This window comes from Bifidobacterium olomucense, from assembly GCF_012932375.1.
GTDB lineage: Bacteria > Actinomycetota > Actinomycetes > Actinomycetales > Bifidobacteriaceae > Bifidobacterium > Bifidobacterium olomucense.
In genome coordinates, this window is the sequence record NZ_JAAIIG010000001.1 from 397,692 (window position 1) to 417,721 (window position 20,030).

Below are 20,030 nucleotides of genomic sequence, written 5' to 3' on the forward strand. Positions count from 1 at the left end.
CCCCGTTACTATTAACGAGGTAAATCAATGGCCATCCGACCATGATGACAGCACGGGAAAGGCACTCCTATGGCTCAGAAACTGATTCTCGATCTTGACACCGGTGTTGATGACGCCCTCGCCATCTCCTATGCACTCGGCAGCCCGGAAGTCGAACTCATCGGCATCACCGGCACGTACGGCAACGTGCTGCTCGATCAGGGTGTGCGCAACGCTCTTGCCATCACCGACCTGTTGGGACATCCGGAGGTCAAGGTCTATAAGGGCATTCCGCACTCCAGCACCACCGATTCCTTTGAAGTGCTCGATATCTCGGCCTTCATCCACGGCAAGAACGGCATCGGTGACGTGGATATCCCCGACTCCAATCGTGAACCGGAAACCGAATCCGCAGTGGACTTCATCATCGACGCGGTGAAGACCTACGGCAAGGACCTGACGTACGTGCCCACCGGCCCGATGACGAACATCGCCGCCGCCTTGAAGAAGGCTCCGGAAATCAAGGATGAGATCGGCAAGATCGTGCTCATGGGCGGTGCCCTGACCGTCTGCGGCAACGTGAACGGCTGGGAGGAAGCCAACATCTCCCAGGATCCCGAAGCCGCCGACTATCTGTTCCGCTCCGGCGCCCCCGCCACGATGGTCGGTCTCGACGTCACACTGCAGACCCTGCTGACCTACAAGGAAACCCGGATCTGGCGTGACCTGAACACCAAGGCCGGCAAGTTCCTCGCCGATATGACCGACTACTACATCAAGGCCTACGAGACCACATCCCCGCATCTTGGCGGATGCGGACTGCATGATCCGCTCGCCGTGGGCGTGGCAGTGGACCCGACACTGATCACCGCGTTGCCCATCAACATGAAGGTGGACGTCGAAGGCCCGACCCGCGGACGCACCATCGGCGACAACACGCGCATGAACGACCCGGTCAAAACCATGAAGGCCGCCATCGACGTCGATGTACCGCGCTTCCTCAACGAATTCATGACCCGTATCACCGCGCTCGCCAAGAACGCCTAAGTGAGAGCCGGTTCGACCCAGACTTCCCAAAAGAGAGAAAGCAATAAAGGAAAACAAATAATGACACAAACCACTCCAACCACGGTTGCCGATCCCTGGACCGATCCGGAAACCAGCAACAAGATGGCCATCAAGGCCCTGATTCTGCTGCTGATCACCTTCATCCTTGGCACGCTGTGTCTGCAGGGCTTCAATCTGGTGTTCAGCCAGGTGGGTGAAGACGTCGGCGCTCCGGCCCAAGCTTCGCTGATCACCGCATTCCCCTCGCTGGTGCTCGGCATCGTTTGCTTCATCTACGGTTCCCTCGGTGATTTCGTCTCCCTGAAGCGTCTGGTCGTCGCCGGTTTGGTGACTCTGCTGGTCGGCTCCGTGTTCGGTTTCGTCGCGAACTTCTTCTTCACCGCGAACATCTGGACCGTCATCATCGCCCGCGTGCTGCAGACCGCAGGTGAGCAGGTAGCCGGTTCCGTGTTCCTCGTGATCGCCACCAAGTACCTGAAGCCGTCGCTTAAGGTCGTGTTCTTCGGCCTGTACACCGCCGCCTACCAGCTGTCCGCCTCCATCGGCGTGTTCGCGGCCGGCATCCTGAGCTCGATCGCGTGGCAGTATCTGTTCCTCATCCCTGTGGTGACCATCTTCTTCCTGCCGACGTTGCTGAAGAACCTGCCGGGCCGTCAGGGCGGTAACGAGCATGTTGATTGGATCGGCTTCACCATCTTCGGTCTGGCCAGCGCTTTCCTCACCTTGTTCTTCTCCTACATGGCATGGTGGATGCTGGGTGTGGCCGTGGCCCTGTTCGCCATCTTCGCCGTGTACATCCACAAGGCCGCCAACCCGTTCATCACCCCGGAGTTCTTCAAGAACACCCGTTGGCTGGCTGCCATCAGCCTGATTCTGGTGTTCTACTTCACCAACTACTGCATCTCCCCGCTGTTCAACGCCATTGGCACGTCCGTCTACGGCATGACCACCGCACAGGTGTCCACCTACATCGTGTGGGCCTTCGTGTGCGCGGCCGTGGTCGGCACCTCCTCCGGTTGGATCATCGGCAAGATCGGCCGTCAGCCGGCACTGATCACCGCGGCAATCCTGATGATCGCCGGTTTCGTGGCCGCCGCTCTTGCCGTCAACGCCGGCTTCCTGGTGCTGACGCTCACCGCATGCCTGTTCTACTGCGGTGTCGGTCTGCTGTACTCTCCGGTGGTCTCCACCGTGATCGATACGTTGCCGCAGGAGGAGTCCGGCCGTGGTGTGGGCATGAACGATCTGGTGATGAACGTCACCGCGTCCATCGGCATCACCGTCATCGGCGGTCTGATGGGTTCGCAGTCGCTGGCCGGCTCCAGCATCACCGGTGCCACCGGAGCGGCCGCCGGCTACGCCAACCTGCTGCTGATCGGCGGTGGCGTGATGCTGCTCGGTCTGATCGTGTTCCTGCTCTTCCGCAAGAAGATCTACAGCCAGAACTGATAGCTTGATACGGTTCGGTTGATCGTCAAGGCTCGCTACTCCACCGGTTCTCCAGTTGGTTGCGAGCCTTCTCGTTTATTGTCAACCTGTTCTGCTTGCCAACCCGTCAACGAAACAAAGGAGATTGCCGATGACGATATCGCTGGCTATCGAAGGATCGGGATTCACGTCGAAAACCCGTGATGAAGTCCGTTATTTCGAACATGCGCTGTTTTTGATTGATGAGCACGGTGTGATTCAATCCGTGCTTGAGCCCGGTGACGAACGCTATCAGAGCGAAAAGGCCCGGGCGCAGGCGAACGGAACATATCAGGCCATTGCGAACGGGTCCTACCTGCTTCCTGGTTTCATCGACCTTCATGTCCATGCGCCGCAGTGGGCGCAGGACGGCACCGGTCTGGATGAACCGTTGGAGGTCTGGCTCGGCAAATACACCTTCCCTACGGAATCCAAATTCGCCGATGAGCCCTTCGCTCACACGGTATATGAGGATTTGGTGACGCGAATGTTGTCCACCGGCACCACCACGGCATCCTATTACGCCACGGTGCATCGCAATGGTTCGCTGGTCTTGGCTCAGGAGGCTGAACGGCTCGGCCAACGTGCCTTGGTGGGCAAAGTGGTGATGGATGACCCGGAGGCAAATCCGGAGTATTACCGTGATGCTTCTGCTCAGGCTGCGATCGAGGAGACCGAACGGTTCATCAACGAAGTCGCCAAACTGAACGAGCACAGCGTTCAGGGCGTCTACCCGGTCATCACTCCACGATTCATTCCGAGCTGCACCGACGAGGCGTTGCGTGGACTGGGTGAATTGGCTGAACGGTACAAGACCTACGCCTACATTCAAACCCATTGCAGCGAAAGCGACTGGGAGCATGGCTACGCCTACGAACGTTACGGCAGAAGCGACACGCATATGCTGCGCGAGTTCGGACTGTTCACCGAGCGTAGCATTCTGGCGCACAGCGTGTATCCGAGCGAAGAGGATATGCGCGTGTTCGCAGAAACCGGTGCGATTGCCGTACACTGCCCGCTGTCCAACGCATTCTTCGCCGGTGCGGTGGCACCGATCCGACGCTACTTGGCGGCCGGCATGCATGTGGCGCTGGGCAGTGATATCTCCGGCGGCTACAACCCGGACCTGTACGGTGCGATTCGTCAGGCGATGATCTCCTCACGCATGTTGGAAACCGGCGTGAACCGTGAGCTGTCTGCGGGGGAGCGTGGCGTGGAAGGCAGTGCTCTGACGCTGTCCAACGCGTTCTATCTGGCCACCGCCGGCGGCGGAGCATCGCTGGGGCTGCCGATCGGACGGTTGGAAGCCGGATATGCTTGGGATGCGCAAGTGGTTGATACACGGCATCCGGGTGCCCGTCTGCCTATCTTCGAGCCGAACGAGCCGGCTTCGGACATCTTCCAGAAGATCATGAATCTGGCTGTGCCGGAGAATGTTCGCACTGTCTGGGTGCAGGGACGCAAAGTCGTCGATAAGGGATAATGCCTCTCGCTGAAAGTCGCTCGCTGAGCGATGCTCGTCGAGCGTAAGCAATAGGGCTTCCTGCCATGATGAAGCAGGAAGCCCTCATTATTGCCGGATTATTGTTGGTGCTAGCCGAAATGAATCACTCTGCGGCAATCGCAGCCTTGAGCTCCTCGACCTTATTGGTACGCTCCCACGGGAACTGAACATCGGTACGGCCGAAGTGACCGTAGGCAGCCGTTTTCAGGTACATCGGACGCTTGAGATCCAGTTCGTCGATGATGGCTGCCGGGCGAAGATCAAACACCTTGCGCACCGCGGCGGCGATCTGGCCGCGAGTCACGCCGTCACGCTCGGTGCCGAACGTCTCCACATTGATGGACACCGGATCGGCCACGCCAATGGCATAAGCCACCTGTACTTCGGCCTTGCGCGCCAGACCGGCGGCCACGATGTTCTTGGCGACCCAGCGGGTGGCGTAGGCGGCGGAACGGTCCACCTTGGATGGATCCTTGCCGGAGAATGCGCCGCCGCCGTGATGCGCGGCACCGCCGTAAGTGTCCACGATGATTTTGCGGCCGGTCAGACCTGCGTCGGCAGCGGGACCGCCAAGGATGAACGAACCGGTGGGGTTGACCAGCTGGCGGTAGCCCTCATAGGGCACCTTGTCACCAAGCACTTCCCTAAGCACCGGGTCGATCACGTGTTCCTTGAGCTGAGCCTCAAGCCATGCGTGGGTCGCCTCGGGGTCATGCTGTGTGGAAATCAGCACGGTATCCAAACGCACGGGATTGTCGTGCTCGTCGTACTCGATGGTCACCTGGGTTTTGCCGTCCGGGCGCAGGTGAGGCACTTCGCCGGACTTGCGTACTTCGGTCAGACGGAAGGCGAGACGATGGGCCAAATAAATCGGCAACGGCATCAGTGTCGGCGTCTCGTCAGCGGCATAGCCGAACATCACACCCTGATCGCCGGCGCCTTGCGCCTCATAGCGTTGCTCACGGCTGGCAGCGGATTCTTCTTCGGCGTTCAGGCGGCTTACGCCCTGATTGATTTCGGCGCTCTGCTCGGTGATCGCCACGATAACGCCGCAGGAGTCGGCATCCAAGCCGACCTCGGAGGAAGTGTAGCCAATATTGCGCAAGGTCTCGCGGACTTTGGACTGCACGTCGCAGTAGCCTTCGGACGTGACCTCGCCAAAGACCAGGAACACGCCTGTGGCGGCTGAGGTCTCCACAGCCACATGGCTGGTGGGGTCTTGGGCCAGCAGGTCGTCGAGAATGGCATCGGAAATCTGGTCGCAGACCTTGTCCGGGTGGCCTTCGGTAACGGATTCGGCTGAGATAAGCCGCTTTTCTTCTGTCATATCATCCCTTTCGTGTCAGGACTTATCGCCCCGCGCCGAATCGGGCACGAAGCACAATGATACGTATTGGTTATGGTGTGTGATTGTTCAGTTATCGCGATATTCAATTATGAAAACCTTGTATGCCCGGTGCGAACAGGGGGATCGGCGGTATCTCCCGCAGGTATCGGTCGGGCTTATCGGATATGGAATCGGATACAAGAGAAGGGCCCGTGCCAACCAGCGCGGTGGCGCGAGCCCTTCTGTTCCTTCTGTTATTCACGTCTGCGATTCGTATCTGTGGTTGGCCACAGTCGAAAGCGGCGACAGATCCGTGGATCAGTTGCCCTCGTTGGCGTCGTCCTCGCCCAGGGTCTCCTCAAGCAGACCCTCGTCGATCTCGCGGAAGGCGATGGACAGCGGCTTCTCGTTGTTCTGGTACTCGACGAGCGGGCCGACGTTCTGCAGCAGGCCCTCGTTCAGCTGGGTGAAGTAGGAGTTGATCTGGCGGGCACGCTTGGCGGCGAAAATGGCCAGCGCGTACTTGGAGTCAGCGTGCTTCATCAGGTCGTCAATCGGCGGATTTGCAAGACCGGTGGGGTGCGGGTCAGTGCCGAACGCCTCGTTACCCTTAACCTCGGTTTCTTCTGCCATAAGTATGTGTCTCCAAACGTTGGAAAATCTATCTCAACCGAACAAAGTCTAGCCTTGCGCCGGGACTTCGCGGCAATCGTGTATCGGGGTCGTTCTTCTACCAGTTTGTGAGGCAAGAAGTGCCGTGAGACGGTGTGAAAAAGGTTACGTTTTTGAAAATTCCACTATTCGACTCTTGACAAAACGCGTGTCCCTCGCAAGGGCTTGAATAGAAGCATGACTGAAATGCGATCTGCAAAACTCATGTCCGGCCGCGTCTTCGCAGGCGCGCGAGCCCTCTACCGTGCCGCCGGCGTCAGCGGCGACGACATGGGCCGTAAGCCCATCATCGCCATCGCCAACTCCTTCGACGAGTTCCTGCCCGGCCACGTCCACCTGAACAAGGTCGGACGTATCGTCTCCGAAGCCATCAAGGAAGCGGGCGGCATCCCGCGCGAGTTCAACACGATGGCCGTGGACGACGGCATCGCCATGGGCCACACCGGCATGCTCTACTCCCTGCCTTCCCGCGATATCATCGCCGATACCGTGGAATACCAGTGCAATGCGCACTGCGCCGACGCCCTGATCTGCATCCCGAACTGCGACAAGGTGGTTCCGGGCATGCTCATGGCGGCCCTTCGCCTCAACATCCCGACCGTTTTCGTCTCCGGTGGCCCGATGGAAGCCGGCACCACCGTGCTGGCCGACGGCACCGTCAAGAAGAACACCGATCTGATCTCCGTGATGTACGCCTCCGCAGACGACAACGTCTCCGAAGAGGATCTGCTCAACTACGAGAAGACCGTGTGCCCGACCTGCGGTTCCTGCGCCGGCATGTTCACCGCCAACTCGATGAACTGCCTGACCGAGGCCATCGGTCTGGCCCTGCCTGGCAACGGCACGATTCTGGCCTCCCACTCCTACCGCAAGGACCTGTTCAAGCGCGCCGCGCAGCAGGTGGTCAAGATCGCCAACCAGTACTACCGCGATTCCGACGACTCCGTGCTGCCGCGTTCCATCGCCACCAAGGAAGCCTTCGAGAACGCCATGACCATGGATGTGGCCATGGGCGGCTCCACCAACACCGTGCTGCACATTCTGGCAATGGCCCAGTCCGCAGACGTGGACTTCACGCTGGATGACATCGAGCGCATCTCCCACACCGTGCCGTGCATCTGCAAGGCTTCGCCGTCCGGCAAGTGGGAGATCTCCGACGTGCACCGCGCCGGCGGCATCACCGGCATTCTGGGCGAGCTCGACCGCGCCGGCAAGCTGCACCGCAATGTGCACTCCATCGACTACCCGACCCTTGAGGCCAAACTCAACGATTGGGACATCATGCGCGACACCTGCACCGAGGAAGCCAAGCAGATGTACAAGGCCGCTCCTGGCCACATCATCTCCCCGGAGCCGTGGACGCACACCACCTTGTTCGACACGCTCGACACCGATCGTGAGAACGGTGCCATCCACGACATCGATCATCCGGAGATCCACGAGGGCGGCCTCGCCGTGCTGCGCGGCAACCTGGCCCCTGACGGCTGCGTGGTGAAGACCGCCGGCGTGCCGCAGGAGATCTGGAAGTTCCGTGGACCGGCTCTGGTGGTCGAATCCCAGGAGGAAGCCATCAAGGTGATTCTGGACGACACTCTGAAGCCCGGCATGGCGCTGGTGATTCGTTACGAGGGTCCGAAGGGCGGTCCGGGCATGCAGGAAATGCTGTACCCGACCTCCTTCGTCAAGGGCAAGGGCATCGGCAAGCAGGTGGCTATGCTCACCGACGGCCGTTACTCCGGCGGCTCCTCCGGTCTGGCCATCGGCCACATCGCTCCTGAGGCCGCCAACAAGGGTCCGATCGCGCTCATCAAGAACGGCGACATCATCAACATCGATATCGAGAACCGTTCGGTGAACGTGGAGCTGACCGACGAGCAGCTGGCCGAGCGCCGCGCCGAGCTCGAGGCCGGCGACGGCTACGTGGCTCACCGTGACCGCAAGGTTTCCCAGGCCCTGAAGGCCTACGCCGCCTTCGCCCGCTCCGCCGACAAGGGCGCTACGCGCGACCCGGAGCTGATCAACAAGCTCTCTGGTTTGGCGTGATTGAATCATCGACTGAGCCTCTTCCGGCATGACAACGGGGCCGGCGTCCATTGTGCGGATGCCGGCCCCGTTGTCGATGGTCCATCCCTATACTCTCGAACCGACAATTCAATACGCATCTTCAGGGCAGGGTGAAATTCCCGATCGGCGGTACAGTCCGCGAGCGTCGCGATTAACAGTTGCGATGCCGAACCGGTGAGATTCCGGTACCGACAGTCATAGTCTGGATGAAAGAAGCTGCGGCGGCGTGGACCATCGGCCTGCGCATGCGACTGCATACCGTCGCATGCGCGCATAGGCGATGCGCATCATGCGGCCCATATCGAGCACCCTGGATTTCGAACGGAATCCAGGGTGCTCGCATTTTAGGGCCGTGAGGCATGGTGTGTCTTACCCGATGCCCGAGAAACCGGAACCAAGAACCGGTACACGGCTACGCTGCCATTATGAAGCACCCTGGACATGCCCTATCGCAAGGAAAGGGGATTTCATGAACGATAGGGACTTCATGTCCGTGGCATTGCGCCACGCACGACTCGGAGCGGGCAAAGTCAACCCGAATCCGATGGTGGGGGCGGTCATCGCGCGCGACGGCACGATCATCGCCACCGGACATCACAACCATTTCGGCGGCTGGCACGCCGAACGCGCCGCACTAGAGATGGCGAAACGCGACGGCATCGACGTGCGCGGCGCCACAATCTATGTCACGCTGGAACCCTGCTGCCACACGGGCAAGCAGCCTCCGTGTACGCAGGCGCTCATCGACGCCGGGATTGCTCGCGTGGTGGTCGGCTCCCCCGACCCGAACCCGCTGGTCGCCGGCAAAGGCGTGCGCCGGCTCATGGACGCGGGCATTGAAGTCACGCAGGGTGTGCTGCGCGACGAATGCGATGCGCTCAACGAGATTTTCCTGCACTACATCACTACGCGCGCACCGTTCGTCATGCTCAAATATGCGATGACGCTCGACGGTCGCATCGCCGCCGCATCGGGACTGTCCCGATGGATCACCGGCGAGGCCGCGCGCCGCCGCGTGCACGAGGACCGCTGCCGGTTCGCTGCGATCATGGTGGGCGTGGGCACGGTCATCACGGACGATCCGCGACTCACCTGCCGCATCCCCGGCGGCCACAATCCGATTCGCGTGGTGTGCGACACCAATCTCAACACGCCGCATGAGGCCGCGGTTGTCGCCACCGCGCGCGAGACGCCCACCATCATCGCCACCTGCTCGAGAGACAAGATCCGCGCGCAGGCCTATCTCGACGCGGGTTGCGAGATCCTCCACGTGCCGGCCGACGCGGACGGACATGCCGACGTTGCCGCCATCGTCGGTACGCTCGGCGGGCGCGGCATCGACAGCGTGATGATCGAAGGCGGCGGCGAACTTGCCTGGTCCGCGCTGCGCGACCAGGTCGTGACCAAAGTGAGCGCCTACGTCGCGCCGAAACTGTTCGGCGGACGCGCCGCGCCCGGTCCGGTGGGCGGCGCGGGCGTCGACGCGCCGGATGACGCTTTCCTCCTCGAGCACCGCACCGTCGCCACGGTGGGTGACGACATCGTCATCGAAGGAGGAGTTGACTATGTTCACCGGAATCGTTGAGGACCTTGGTACGGTCGTCGGATTGGAGACCGGCACGGACTTCGTACGACTGACTGTCGACTCGCCGACGGTGGTGACCGATCGTACGGCGATCGGCGAAAGCATCGCTGTCAATGGCGTGTGCTTGACAGTCACGTCCGTGCGAGGCACGGCGTTCACCGCCGATGTGATGCACGAGACGTTGCGACGCTCCTCCCTCGGTTCGCTCAGACGCGGCGATCATGTGGACGTGGAACGCGCGATGCCTGCCGACGGACGGTTCTCCGGGCACATCGTCTCCGGGCACATTGACGGTACTGGTGTGGTCGCCTCGATCGCGCGCGACGGCATTGCCACCGTTTACACGATTCGAGCACCGTACGCGCTCATGCGGTTCATCGCCGAGAAGGGATCGATTGCCGTTGAAGGAATCAGTCTGACGGTGACGCACGTCGGACACGACTCGTTCGGCGTGTCGATTATCCCGCATACCGCCGCGCACACGGTGCTGGACGAACGGCGCATCGGCGACGTGGTCAATCTCGAAACCGACCCGATTGCGAAATACATGGCGCGGCTGTTAGAGATGCCGGCGGGCGAGGGCACGGCCGGCGTGACAGCCGATACAGGCCCGATCACGGAGAACTTCCTCGCCGCGCATGGATTCTGACAACGACAAGACATCATCGAGAACGGAAATAACAGAAATGACAGACATGACGGAACACACGAATCAGGACGGCCCGGTGGCGCGCGCCATCCGGGACATTGCGGCAGGACGCATCGTTGTCGTTGCGGACGACGAAAGCCGTGAGAACGAGGGTGACCTCATTTGCGCGGCGCGCCACGCGACGCCGAGCAACATCGCGTTCATGGCCACGCACGGCAGGGGCCTGATTTGCATGCCGATGAGTCTGGAGCTGGCGACGCGACTTGACCTGCCGCCAATGTGCACGGCGAACACGGACAACCACCACACGGCGTTCACCGTGTCAATCGACCATGTGACCACATCCACCGGCATCAGCGCTCGCGACCGCTCGCTCACTGCGATGGCGTGCGTCGCCCCGAGCACGCGCCCGCAGGACTTCCGCCGCCCCGGGCACATGTTCCCGCTTGTCGCACGCTCCGGAGGCGTATTGGAACGCAACGGGCATACGGAGGCGACCGTTGACCTGGCGCGACTGGCTGGACTCGAGCCGTGCGGACTGTGCTGCGAGATGATGAAGGCCAACGGCACGATGATGCGACGCGACGATCTCGTACGCTTCGCCGATGAGCACGGGCTGGCCTACATCACTATCGCACAGCTGCAGGAGTATTGTCGCGCACATACGTTCCCGAGCGCGGTGCGCCGCGTAGCGCGCGTAAACCTGCCAACTGAATACGGACGGTTCACGATGGTCGGCTATGAGTCGGATGACGGTGACGAACATGTGGCACTGGTGATGGGCGACACCGGCTCCGGCGAGCCGGTCCTGTGTCGCATTCACTCGCAGTGCCTGACCGGCGACGTGTTCGGCTCGCAACGCTGCGACTGCGGGCCGCAGCTGCATGAAGCGATGCGGCGCGTGGCCGAGGCAGGACGCGGTGTCATCCTGTACCTGAGCCAAGAGGGTCGGGGTATCGGATTGCTTAACAAGCTGCGCGCTTACGAGCTCCAGGAACGCGGGTTCGACACGCTCGATGCGAACCTGGAACTCGGATTCCCCGTCGACGCACGCGAATACGAGACCGCGGCGGCCATGTTGCGCGATCTCGGTGTCGCGTCGGTCGACCTAATGACCAACAACCCAGACAAAATCGGCAAGCTGGAGCAGGCGGACATCGCCATCGCCTCTCGTGTGCCGATCGTCATCCCCGCAAACGCGCACGACGCAAACTACCTGTCTACCAAGGAATACAGGATGGGGCATCTGCTAGGAGCCCTGTCAGACATGACGAACCTGTCCACCATTGCAAAGGAGAACTGAAATGACCGTATTCGAAGGACAACTGATTGGCGGCACCGTTTCCGCCACCGGCAAGCCAATCCGTATCGGCATCGTGGCGGCGAGGTTCAACGAGTTCATCACTTCGAAGCTGCTGTCCGGCGCGCAGGACGGCTTGCGCCGCCACGGCGTAGCCGACGAGGATGTGGATGTGGCGTGGGTACCTGGCTCATTTGAAATCCCGATTGCGGCCAAGCGCATGGTGTCTACCGGACGCTACGACGCGGTGATTTGCCTCGGCGCGATTATCCGCGGCAGCACTTCCCACTACGACCTGGTGTGTAACGAGACCGCGAAGGGCATCGCCCAGGTGTCGCTGAACTCGGATGTGCCGGTGCTGTTCGGCGTGATTACCACCGAGAACATCGAGCAAGCCATTGAGCGCGCTGGCACAAAGGCTGGCAACAAGGGCTTCGACTGTGCGCTTGGTGCCATCGAGATGATCAACGTGCTGCGAGCCATCAGCGCCGGGGAGTAGTTTCGACGGCGCTCCAAGGTGGTGGCGCGCGCCGGTCGGTATGTGCCACCAGCTGGTACATCACCGTCCGGCGTACCAGTCGCGGATTGTCGACGCTTCACCGATAGGTGACTGAGGGATAGTCCCATAGGGAATACTGCAATAGCCTTTCGCCAAGTCGCGAAAGGCTATTATGTACCGTATATTGAAGAGACTATGAATTGGTAAAGGGTGATTATGTGAGAAAATATGCAAATAAAGAGGAACTGAAAGTTGAAATAAAAAAATCATTTGAAAAATATATTTCAGAATTTGATAACATACCGGAATCTTTAAAAGATAAGAGAGTCGATAACGTTGATAGGACTCCGGCTGAGAACCTCGCTTATCAAGTTGGATGGACGACGTTGGTCCTTAAGTGGGAAAAGGATGAAAGAAATGGACTCCAAGTACATACTCCATCGGATGATTTTCAATGGAATCAGCTTGGTGAGCTATACCAGTGGTTTAATGATGAGTACGCTCATCTCTCGCTCAATGCTTTAAAAGCTAAATTAGAAGAAAACATTAATTCTTTATATGCATTGATTGATTCGATGAGTGAAGAGGAATTATTTACTCCACACATGAGGAAATGGGCTGATGAAGCAACTAAAACAGCAGTGTGGGAGGTCTATAAGTTCATACATGTGAATACTGTTGCGCCATTTGGGACCTTTAGAACAAAAATCAGAAAATGGAAAAAGATAGCGCTATAGATTTTGCATGACAAGCATCAATAATGATTGATGATCTGATCGCCGCAAAGCGGTACTTCGCATCCGTTAAGCACACCGTTATTGCAGTACGGAATTAGACAAATCGATAGGTAAGGATGTTGATATGTCTAATGAAGTAGGAGCCTCAACAATACCAATCAAGAGATGATGACGGATACGCGTTTGCCCATAGCCTGAGCAAGTGCGTCAAGGGTCCGGATGGACGGGCTGATTCGAGCTTTCTCGATTCGGTTAATGGTGCTGCGGGAAATATGTGAGAGTGCTGCAAGCTGTTCTTGGGAGAGCCCTGCTTCTTCGCGTGCGCGCATAAGCGCCACTGCTGCGTCAAGTCGACGGCTCTCTTCCTCGATTTTCTCTCGCGCGATAGGATCGTCCTTGACCTTTGCAAGATGCCGCTCGAAACTCATGGTAGGCATAATCAGTGCTCCTCCTGTTCATATAGGTTTTTAATGCGGTGTGCTCGTTCGATTTCAGGTCTTGGCGTTTTCTGCGTTTTCTTAGTGAAACCGTGTGTGATGATGTATTGGATTCCATTGAAGTGGAAGTAACAGGCGCGTTGAATATTATTCGATTGTTGTGATCGTATCTCCCATATTTCGTTATCCAGTTTCTTGACCCACTGCATTCGCAATGCTGTGGGAATGCCGTAATACTCGATACGCTCGATGAGCGCATCAAGTTTGTGTGCATCCTTTGCGGGTAAACTTCTGTACCAATCCTCGAAAGGACTGGATCCGTCGTTGTTGATATAAATCTCAAACGAGACTTTTCTCTTGCTTTCGTAGTGTAGCATATTTGCCTCTTAACTACTGTCTTCGTTGATTTCTGACCTCGTTGTCGTTTTTCCTGTGACTAAAACCGTAAAGCGGCTTGGTGATGCTTGTCTACTTGAATCGACCTATGTGGTTCGAGCTTGTCGAGTTATCCACATTCCAGTGTTATTCGGTCAGTTGATGGATTAATTGCACATAGTTGTGTGCGCACAGTTCGAGCATCATGGGTTCTTGGAACGGGGCTAAGATTCGGGCGGTGGAAAATGTCTAACCAAGCTGGTGGAAAATGCATAGTCAGAATGGTGTAAAATGTAAGATGAAAATGGTGTAAAATGTAAGGTGAGGTCGAAGGTATGACGCTCAAGCCAGATGAATACAGGCCGAGGCTGCTTGATGCGCCTGTTTTGAAAATGCTCAACGTGTTTGGAGCAGTGCAGATCGATGGTGCGAAATGGTGCGGCAAAACATGGTGCGCGCTGTCGCATGCCAATAGTGTTACCGGGCTTGATGATTATCGTGTTCGTCCTTTAGCCGAAGCCGATCCCACCATGTCGCTTATCGGAGATCAGCCACACCTGATTGACGAGTGGCAGACTGTTCCTGCTGTACGTGATGCCGTCCGTCATGCAATTGATCAGACAGCCAATCGTGCCGGACAATACCTGCTCACTGGGTCAAGCGCTCCTCCATTGGAGCAGTATGAGCATAGCGGAGCCGGACGGATTGCTCATTTGCGTATGCGTCCAATGAGCTTGTATGAGCAGAGTCTTTCCACAGGTACGGTCTCGTTGCGGGGATTGTTTGAGGGGGATTTCGAACCTGCATCCACACAAACATCATTGGCGCAAATCGCGGAGTGGACTTGCCGTGGAGGTTGGCCGGCCTCATTGGACAGGGATCTTGAAAGTGCTTTATATATTCCGCAGCAGTATCTTGAAGCTGTATGCGAAGATAATGCGCCTCGAATGGGGAAGAACCCGGAGCTGACACGACGCATCATCATGTCGCTGGCCCGTAACAACACGAAAGCCGCCACCGTAAAAACGTTGAGCCGAGACCTGTATGCGGCTGATGAGACAGCTGACACTGAGCCGGCTCGATCCACTACTACCAGTTATGTGGACATGTTGATTCGTGAATTCCTTATTGAAGAATTGCCGAGTTGGGATGCTCCTATCAAAGCGCGGAACCGAATGCGTGTGAAGTCCAAACGATATTTCGTGGATCCCTCACTTGCTGTTTCGGCATTGGGTATGAATCCTTCGCGCTTGCTAACTAATGGTCAGGTCTTCGGAGACATGTTCGAAAATCTGGTGATTCGTGACCTGCTGGTTTATACCTCTGCTTGGGTTGGCATCGAGCGTCCTAAAGTCTATTTCTATCGCGATGACAAGGGTCTGGAGGCAGATGCCATTATTGAATTGGCGGATGGCCGATGGGCTGCAGTCGAAATCAAGCTCGGTGAGAACAAAGCTCAGGAAGGTATAGATTCACTTATCAAAGTGCGGGATACCATCATGGCCAACCCCTACTCGCAGCAGCAAGAGCCATCCTTCCTTATGGTGATTGTTGGCAATGGTGTATTTGCCAGAAAAACACCGGAAGGTGTATACGTGGTGCCGATCACGTTACTCGGAGCCTGATCGGTATGGTCTGATTGACTGTGAGTCTGAGCATCGTGGGTTCTTTAGAACGGCCCTAAGGTTCGGGCGGTGTAAAATGTACAACCGAAGTGGTGTAAAATGTACAGTCAGAACGGTGTAAAATGTACAATTGTTCTGGCTATACAGCGATATTGTGAAGCGATTACCTCACGCAGATGGATTCGCTGAGACGGATGTTCTGACCCCAGTCGGCGGCGCTTACACCACTCTTTACCTCGTATTTTGGTCTCAGTGAGTTTCAGTGCTGTGGGTCCGACCAGGCTCAGGCTATGTGGGGCTTAAACGGTTTGGGCGGCTCGTCGATTGCTTAGCGCAGCACCAGCTGATGGTCGAAGATTTCGGCGCTGACTTTGGAGGGAATCATACGCCATCCAAGATGGGAGAGATCCCGGTGCGAGGTGGTGTAGCCGCGCATCCATTCAAAGCATTGCTGGGTTTGGATGGCGTCGCTTAAGGCACGGTGTTCCTCGTTGTCGGCAATGCCGAATCGCACGATCAGATCGGCCAGACGATGATGCCGATGTTCCGGGAACAGCACACGGCTGATCTGCATGGTGTCATAATCCATACAGGCGAATGGGATGCCGGCTACATGCTGCGCGTTGTATTCCAGAAACCGCAGATCGAAGCTGACATTATGGCCCACAATCGGTTCAGGTGTGGATCCGTCCAATGGCTCGGCCAGCCAGTCGATGAACTGGGGAAGTACGTCGTCAATGGGATCCTGATCGGCCACCATCGCGTCGCTGATACCGGTCAATGCAGTGATCTGCCGCGGAATCGGGCGACGGGGGTTAATGAGCTGCTGGAACTGGTCCACGATTTTGCCGTTGCGTACGCGAACGGCACCGATTTCCGTAATGGCGCAACGGTTCGGGTACAGGCCGGTGGTTTCCAGATCGAGGGTCACATAGTTCAGTGGGAAACCGGCGCGATCATCCGTTATACGCTGAATCGAATTGGTGAGGGGGGCAACAGTGCCGCTTTCGTATTCGTGGTCTGTAGGTGGGACTCCGAATACGCCAATATGGGAAGTGCTCACTGGTGCTCCTTGCCGTGGGGACGATGCTTCGACTTATTGTAGCGGCACGGCACGGTGGACGGTAAAAATTTACCGGGGCCTTCATGATGCAGATATATTGGTGTGCAGTTGATTTGAGAACTGTGGCGTTGGGTCGATCTGATCGTCATGGCGTGCTGCCTGGACGACACGGTCTGGCTATGCGGATTGTAGCGACTGTTGCATCACGAGTGCGGAAGGAGGCTGTATGAAGCGGATTGTGGCTGGCATTGTGGCGCATGTGGATGCCGGTAAGACGACGCTGTCCGAGGCGCTGCTCTACAGCAGTGGTGAGATTCGCAAGCTGGGCCGAGTGGACCACGGCGATGCTTTTCTGGATACGAATGTGTTGGAAAAGGCTCGTGGCATCACCATCTTCGCTCATCAGGCGCTGGTAGAGCATCGTGATATGCGTCTGACGTTGCTGGACACCCCGGGCCACGTCGATTTCGGTGCGGAAACCGAACGGGTGCTGCGGGTATTGGACTATGCGATTCTGGTGGTGTCTGGTACGGATGGTGTGCAGGGGCATACGGAAACCCTGTGGCGGCTGCTCGCACGATATGAAGTGCCGACGTTCATCTTCGTCAACAAATGCGATGCGGATGGCTTCGATCGCGACAGGACACTGATGCAGCTGCGTCAGCGATTTGGTGATGCGGTGTTCGCGTTGCCTGCGATTACGCGAGACGCTCAGACCTCAAACGTGCAGCCGCTGGGCCGGATCGTGCCATTCGGGGATGCGGCTGAGGACGTGGCCACGTTGGACGAACAGGCGATGGATGAGTATCTGGAATCCGGCGCATTGACGGTGGGGCGTGTGCAGTCGATGATCGCTGCGCGTAGCCTTTTCCCGGTGTTCTTCGGTTCCGCCCTGAAGCTGGATGGCATCGAGGAATTCCTGGATGGTTTGGAGCAGGTCACGGCCGAGACGCAATGGCCGGAGCTGTTTGGTGCGCGGGTGTTCAAAATCGCGCATGATGCGCAGCATAACCGTATGACCTGGCTGAGAGTGACCGGTGGAACGCTGAAAGCCAAAGAGGTGATCGATGTCGGAGACGAATCCGAGAAGATCGATCAGGTGCGCGTATATAACGGTGCGAAATTCGAAACGGTTACCGAAGTGCCGGCGGGAGCGGTATGCGCAGTGACCGGTCTGAACGGTACGTTCCCCGGCGAAGGATTGGGTGCGGAACCGAATGCGGAATCTCCGTCGCTGCAGCCGGTGCTGACCTATACCGTACTGCCCGAAGGAGCGGCGGCACAGGCCGCTGATCATGGCGCCGAATCGTCAAGCGAGGTCACTGATGAGAGCGGCGATGAACCGGCATCGGCCCCTCAGCCGATAGCGCGCCGTCCGGCATTCGATGATTTGACCTTGCACAAGGTCATCGCGGCGTTGCGGGAATTGGAGGATGAGGATCCTCTGCTGCATGTGGTGTGGGTGGAGCGTCTGCAAGAGATTCATGTGCAGCTGATGGGTGCCGTTCAGCTGGAAATCGTCCAGCAGACGCTCCACTCCAGATTCGGTTTGGACGTGGAGTTCAGTCCCGGTTCCATTCTCTATAGGGAAACCATTACCGCGCCGATTGAAGGCGTAGGGCATTTCGAACCGCTGAGGCATTACGCCGAAGCGCATATTCGGCTGGAACCGGGCGAGCCGGGCAGCGGCATTGTCGTCTCGTCAGTGCTGTCGGAAAACGAGTTGGATCGCAACTGGCAGCGGCTTATTCTCACGCATCTGACAGAACGGGAGCATCTTGGCGTATTGGTCGGAGCCCCATTGACCGATATTCGGATGACTCTGGTGGCCGGCAAGGCGCATCTCAAACATACCGAGGGCGGTGACTTCCGTCAGGCCACATATCGTGCGATCCGCCAAGGGCTGATGGAGTTGCACGCCGGGGTGAGTGGTCATCCGTCCACGCCTGTGGATCAGCGTCCAGATACCTCCGGCATCGGGAATTGCCGGCTTTTGGAACCTTGGTACCAGTTCCGTCTGGAAGTGCCGGCGGACATGATCGGACGGGCCATGAGTGACATTCAACGGATGAGCGGCACATTCAACCCGCCAACGGAGGATGGTTCCTATGCGCTGGTCGAAGGAACCGCACCGGTTTCCGAAATGCGCGATTACGCGATGGACGTGAACCGCTATACGCATGGTCATGGCCGCTTCTCCGCCACCTTCGGCGGTTATCGGCCCTGCCATGACGAGGAACGCGTGGTTCGCGAGTGCGCATATGATCCCGAATCGGATCTGGACAATACGCCAGATTCCGTATTCTGCGCCCATGGTGCCGGCTACCCCGTCAAATGGTACAAAGTGCCCGAATTCATGCATCTTGGATGGGAGAACATCAAGCCTTCATCGAAATCAGGCGATTAACGGGAAACATTCAAAAGCGCTGTGAATCAATGCGTTATCGAACAAGACGTTCGTCTTTTGTGTGCAAATATAGGTATTCCCTCTTCCAGACTGCTCTGGAAGAGGGAATACCTATATTGCCATCAGTAGTTCGGCCTGTTTTCGCAAGCAAAACCGTCACCATCGGCATCTAAGTCAGGAGAGTAACCCGGATCATTTTTTGTAATGCCGTGTCCCAGTGCATCCCAAACGGCTTTGCAGTTCCGATAGTAGGTATTGCTTGGCTCGGTTGGCATAGTAGGTGTTGTTGGCGTCGTTTGCACCTGTTCAGGTGCAGTGGTTTGCTGCTCGGGTGTGATTGTCTGCTGAGGGGTAGTTGCCTGAACGTCTGGCATGGGTGTCTTAGGCTTGTTTTCCTTTACAAGTAAGACGATGGTGTGCGTTTTCCTACTCAGTGAGACCCAATCTCTGAGAATCCAGCTATCGGGAGTTTCGCCAACTTTTGAAGTCACATCCGAATCTCCGGTGGTGTATTCGAGGCTCCAATCCGCTTTCAGTTGAGTGATTTCTTCCTTGCGGGTTGCCACTGTTTTCTTTTCGCTCTCTCCGTTTGGGAAAAGCAGCTTTTGGATCATTTGTGCGTCTGGATCTTCATCGGAGACCTTATCTCCAGCATAAACAGTGCTTAGATCATCTTTGACGGTAACCAAATACATCCCTCTCACGGTGGAAGATGTCCAGGTGACCTTGAAATTGTTCCAGGCAACGGTCTCAATATTGTGTCCGGATGAAGCACCGGGATAGCTTTCCGCATTGATGATAGCTTTTCTATAATTTTCAGGGGCGCTTATCGCATCTAATGTGCATTTGAGGGTGCCGTCATCCTCTTTGGGAGTGTATGGAAAATAGACCGAGCCCTCTTCGTCCTCGGTTAAATCACATAGTTTCTCAAGCTCTTTAACCGACTGAGCTTTCTTTGAGAGGGAGGCCTTAGCAATGTTGGCCGATTCGTTATCTTGTTTAATGGTCCCAAGCCGTTTTCTCGAATAGGTGATTGCAAAGACTGCAGACGCAACTAGCACTACTGCCAGAGCCACAGCTACAAATCTCTTACCAAGAAGGGATGTGGCTGCTGTATTTTCCTGTTCTTCTAGTCTCATGTACTCATTTTATCTTGGAATACTTGGGCCTTAAGCTTTAGGATCTCGGCGCATATAAGTAAATTGTGTTGCACAGTCCGTCTGCGTGATTTTTACAATCGTTTGTATATGAAGCACTGATGGAGTATTGAAA

17 protein-coding genes and 2 riboswitches are annotated in these 20,030 nt (G+C 57.2%); of the genes, 11 read left to right on the forward strand and 6 right to left on the reverse strand.

The genetic code is table 11. The features are described 5' to 3' along the window. Nucleotides 1-69: 69 nt before the first annotated feature. The 3 genes from G1C97_RS01710 to guaD all read left to right on the forward strand — a co-directional run bounded on the left by G1C97_RS01710 (nt 70) and on the right by guaD (nt 3,997). A complete protein-coding gene (locus G1C97_RS01710; protein ID WP_169240215.1) occupies nt 70-1,026 on the forward strand; it encodes a nucleoside hydrolase in 957 nt (318 codons plus the stop codon). A 60-nt stretch (nt 1,027-1,086) separates the two neighbouring features. Beyond that, nucleotides 1,087-2,496, forward strand: coding sequence for an MFS transporter (locus G1C97_RS01715; RefSeq protein WP_169240216.1), 1,410 nt, complete (start codon nt 1,087-1,089; stop codon nt 2,494-2,496). A gap of 130 nt (nt 2,497-2,626) precedes the next feature. After that, on the forward strand, nt 2,627-3,997 hold the full coding sequence (gene guaD / locus G1C97_RS01720) for a guanine deaminase (protein WP_169240217.1): 1,371 nt from the start codon (nt 2,627-2,629) through the stop codon (nt 3,995-3,997). 124 nt (nt 3,998-4,121) lie between these two features. Here the strand turns inward: guaD and metK are convergent, their stop codons facing one another. Further along, a complete protein-coding gene (gene metK, locus G1C97_RS01725) occupies nt 4,122-5,345 on the reverse strand; it encodes a methionine adenosyltransferase (protein ID WP_169240218.1) in 1,224 nt (407 codons plus the stop codon). After that, a riboswitch (SAM riboswitch) is annotated at nt 5,341-5,409 on the reverse strand. (Overlaps the previous gene by 5 nt.) Nucleotides 5,410-5,663: 254 nt before the next feature. Continuing rightward, nucleotides 5,664-5,978, reverse strand: a complete 315-nt coding sequence (rpoZ, locus tag G1C97_RS01730) for a DNA-directed RNA polymerase subunit omega (protein WP_100496169.1) — start codon at nt 5,976-5,978, stop codon at nt 5,664-5,666. Nucleotides 5,979-6,194: 216 nt separating this feature from the next. On the opposite strand from rpoZ, the gene ilvD reads away from it, so the two are divergent. The 6 genes from ilvD (at nt 6,195) to G1C97_RS01760 (ending at nt 12,851) form a co-directional block, all read left to right on the forward strand. Beyond that, a complete protein-coding gene (ilvD, locus tag G1C97_RS01735) occupies nt 6,195-8,060 on the forward strand; it encodes a dihydroxy-acid dehydratase (RefSeq protein ID WP_169240219.1) in 1,866 nt (621 codons plus the stop codon). 113 nt (nt 8,061-8,173) lie between these two features. After that, a riboswitch (FMN riboswitch) is annotated at nt 8,174-8,303 on the forward strand. Nucleotides 8,304-8,550: 247 nt separating this feature from the next. Beyond that, nucleotides 8,551-9,666, forward strand: a complete 1,116-nt coding sequence (gene ribD / locus G1C97_RS01740; protein ID WP_169240220.1) for a bifunctional diaminohydroxyphosphoribosylaminopyrimidine deaminase/5-amino-6-(5-phosphoribosylamino)uracil reductase RibD — start codon at nt 8,551-8,553, stop codon at nt 9,664-9,666. Continuing rightward, nucleotides 9,647-10,315, forward strand: a complete 669-nt coding sequence (locus G1C97_RS01745; protein WP_169240221.1) for a riboflavin synthase — start codon at nt 9,647-9,649, stop codon at nt 10,313-10,315. The genes ribD and G1C97_RS01745 overlap by 20 nt, the downstream gene beginning before the upstream one ends. A 37-nt stretch (nt 10,316-10,352) precedes the next feature. Then, nucleotides 10,353-11,618 carry a bifunctional 3,4-dihydroxy-2-butanone-4-phosphate synthase/GTP cyclohydrolase II gene (locus tag G1C97_RS01750; RefSeq protein ID WP_240950950.1) on the forward strand — a complete coding sequence of 422 codons (1,266 nt, stop codon included), beginning with the start codon at nt 10,353-10,355 and terminating at the stop codon, nt 11,616-11,618. A gap of 1 nt (nt 11,619) precedes the next feature. Beyond that, nucleotides 11,620-12,114: a 6,7-dimethyl-8-ribityllumazine synthase gene (gene ribH, locus G1C97_RS01755; RefSeq protein WP_169240222.1), complete on the forward strand. Its 495-nt coding sequence runs from the start codon at nt 11,620-11,622 to the stop codon at nt 12,112-12,114. 218 nt (nt 12,115-12,332) lie between these two features. After that, nucleotides 12,333-12,851: a ClbS/DfsB family four-helix bundle protein gene (locus G1C97_RS01760; RefSeq protein WP_169240223.1), complete on the forward strand. Its 519-nt coding sequence runs from the start codon at nt 12,333-12,335 to the stop codon at nt 12,849-12,851. 158 nt (nt 12,852-13,009) lie between these two features. Here the strand turns inward: G1C97_RS01760 and G1C97_RS01765 are convergent, their stop codons facing one another. Continuing rightward, entirely contained in the window at nt 13,010-13,288 is a 279-nt protein-coding gene (locus G1C97_RS01765; RefSeq protein WP_240950951.1) for a helix-turn-helix transcriptional regulator, read from the reverse strand. A 2-nt stretch (nt 13,289-13,290) separates the two neighbouring features. After that, complete coding sequence (locus tag G1C97_RS01770; RefSeq protein WP_169240224.1) at nt 13,291-13,665, reverse strand: type II toxin-antitoxin system RelE/ParE family toxin; 375 nt, start codon at nt 13,663-13,665, stop codon at nt 13,291-13,293. Nucleotides 13,666-13,998: 333 nt separating this feature from the next. Between G1C97_RS01770 and G1C97_RS01775 the strand changes: the two genes are divergently transcribed. After that, nucleotides 13,999-15,288: an ATP-binding protein gene (locus G1C97_RS01775; RefSeq protein WP_240950952.1), complete on the forward strand. Its 1,290-nt coding sequence runs from the start codon at nt 13,999-14,001 to the stop codon at nt 15,286-15,288. A gap of 328 nt (nt 15,289-15,616) precedes the next feature. Here G1C97_RS01775 and G1C97_RS01780 read toward each other — a convergent pair whose 3' ends face one another. After that, nucleotides 15,617-16,351, reverse strand: a complete 735-nt coding sequence (locus G1C97_RS01780) for a 3'-5' exonuclease (RefSeq protein WP_417852192.1) — start codon at nt 16,349-16,351, stop codon at nt 15,617-15,619. 226 nt (nt 16,352-16,577) lie between these two features. Here G1C97_RS01780 and G1C97_RS01785 point away from each other — a divergent pair, with 226 nt between their 5' ends. Further along, nucleotides 16,578-18,758 (forward strand): GTP-binding protein, encoded by a 2,181-nt coding sequence (locus G1C97_RS01785; protein ID WP_169240225.1) that lies wholly within the window; start codon nt 16,578-16,580, stop codon nt 18,756-18,758. Nucleotides 18,759-18,880: 122 nt separating this feature from the next. On the opposite strand, the gene G1C97_RS01790 is transcribed toward G1C97_RS01785, so the two are convergent. Further along, nucleotides 18,881-19,897, reverse strand: coding sequence for an excalibur calcium-binding domain-containing protein (locus G1C97_RS01790; RefSeq protein WP_169240226.1), 1,017 nt, complete (start codon nt 19,895-19,897; stop codon nt 18,881-18,883). Nucleotides 19,898-20,030 lie beyond the last annotated feature (133 nt).

Excerpts from the sequence above, each read along its gene's own strand:
- G1C97_RS01710 (WP_169240215.1), top strand. The coding sequence starts at position 70 with ATGGCTCAGAAACTGATTCTCGATCTTGACACCGGTGTTGATGACGCC.
- G1C97_RS01715 (WP_169240216.1), top strand. The coding sequence starts at position 1,087 with ATGACACAAACCACTCCAACCACGGTTGCCGATCCCTGGACCGATCCG.
- guaD (WP_169240217.1), top strand. The coding sequence starts at position 2,627 with ATGACGATATCGCTGGCTATCGAAGGATCGGGATTCACGTCGAAAACC.
- metK (WP_169240218.1), bottom strand. The coding sequence starts at position 5,345 with ATGACAGAAGAAAAGCGGCTTATCTCAGCCGAATCCGTTACCGAAGGC.
- rpoZ (WP_100496169.1), bottom strand. The coding sequence starts at position 5,978 with ATGGCAGAAGAAACCGAGGTTAAGGGTAACGAGGCGTTCGGCACTGAC.
- ilvD (WP_169240219.1), top strand. The coding sequence starts at position 6,195 with ATGACTGAAATGCGATCTGCAAAACTCATGTCCGGCCGCGTCTTCGCA.
- ribD (WP_169240220.1), top strand. The coding sequence starts at position 8,551 with ATGAACGATAGGGACTTCATGTCCGTGGCATTGCGCCACGCACGACTC.
- G1C97_RS01745 (WP_169240221.1), top strand. The coding sequence starts at position 9,647 with ATGTTCACCGGAATCGTTGAGGACCTTGGTACGGTCGTCGGATTGGAG.
- G1C97_RS01750 (WP_240950950.1), top strand. The coding sequence starts at position 10,353 with ATGACAGACATGACGGAACACACGAATCAGGACGGCCCGGTGGCGCGC.
- ribH (WP_169240222.1), top strand. The coding sequence starts at position 11,620 with ATGACCGTATTCGAAGGACAACTGATTGGCGGCACCGTTTCCGCCACC.
- G1C97_RS01765 (WP_240950951.1), bottom strand. The coding sequence starts at position 13,288 with ATGCCTACCATGAGTTTCGAGCGGCATCTTGCAAAGGTCAAGGACGAT.
- G1C97_RS01770 (WP_169240224.1), bottom strand. The coding sequence starts at position 13,665 with ATGCTACACTACGAAAGCAAGAGAAAAGTCTCGTTTGAGATTTATATC.
- G1C97_RS01775 (WP_240950952.1), top strand. The coding sequence starts at position 13,999 with ATGACGCTCAAGCCAGATGAATACAGGCCGAGGCTGCTTGATGCGCCT.
- G1C97_RS01785 (WP_169240225.1), top strand. The coding sequence starts at position 16,578 with ATGAAGCGGATTGTGGCTGGCATTGTGGCGCATGTGGATGCCGGTAAG.
- G1C97_RS01790 (WP_169240226.1), bottom strand. The coding sequence starts at position 19,897 with ATGAGACTAGAAGAACAGGAAAATACAGCAGCCACATCCCTTCTTGGT.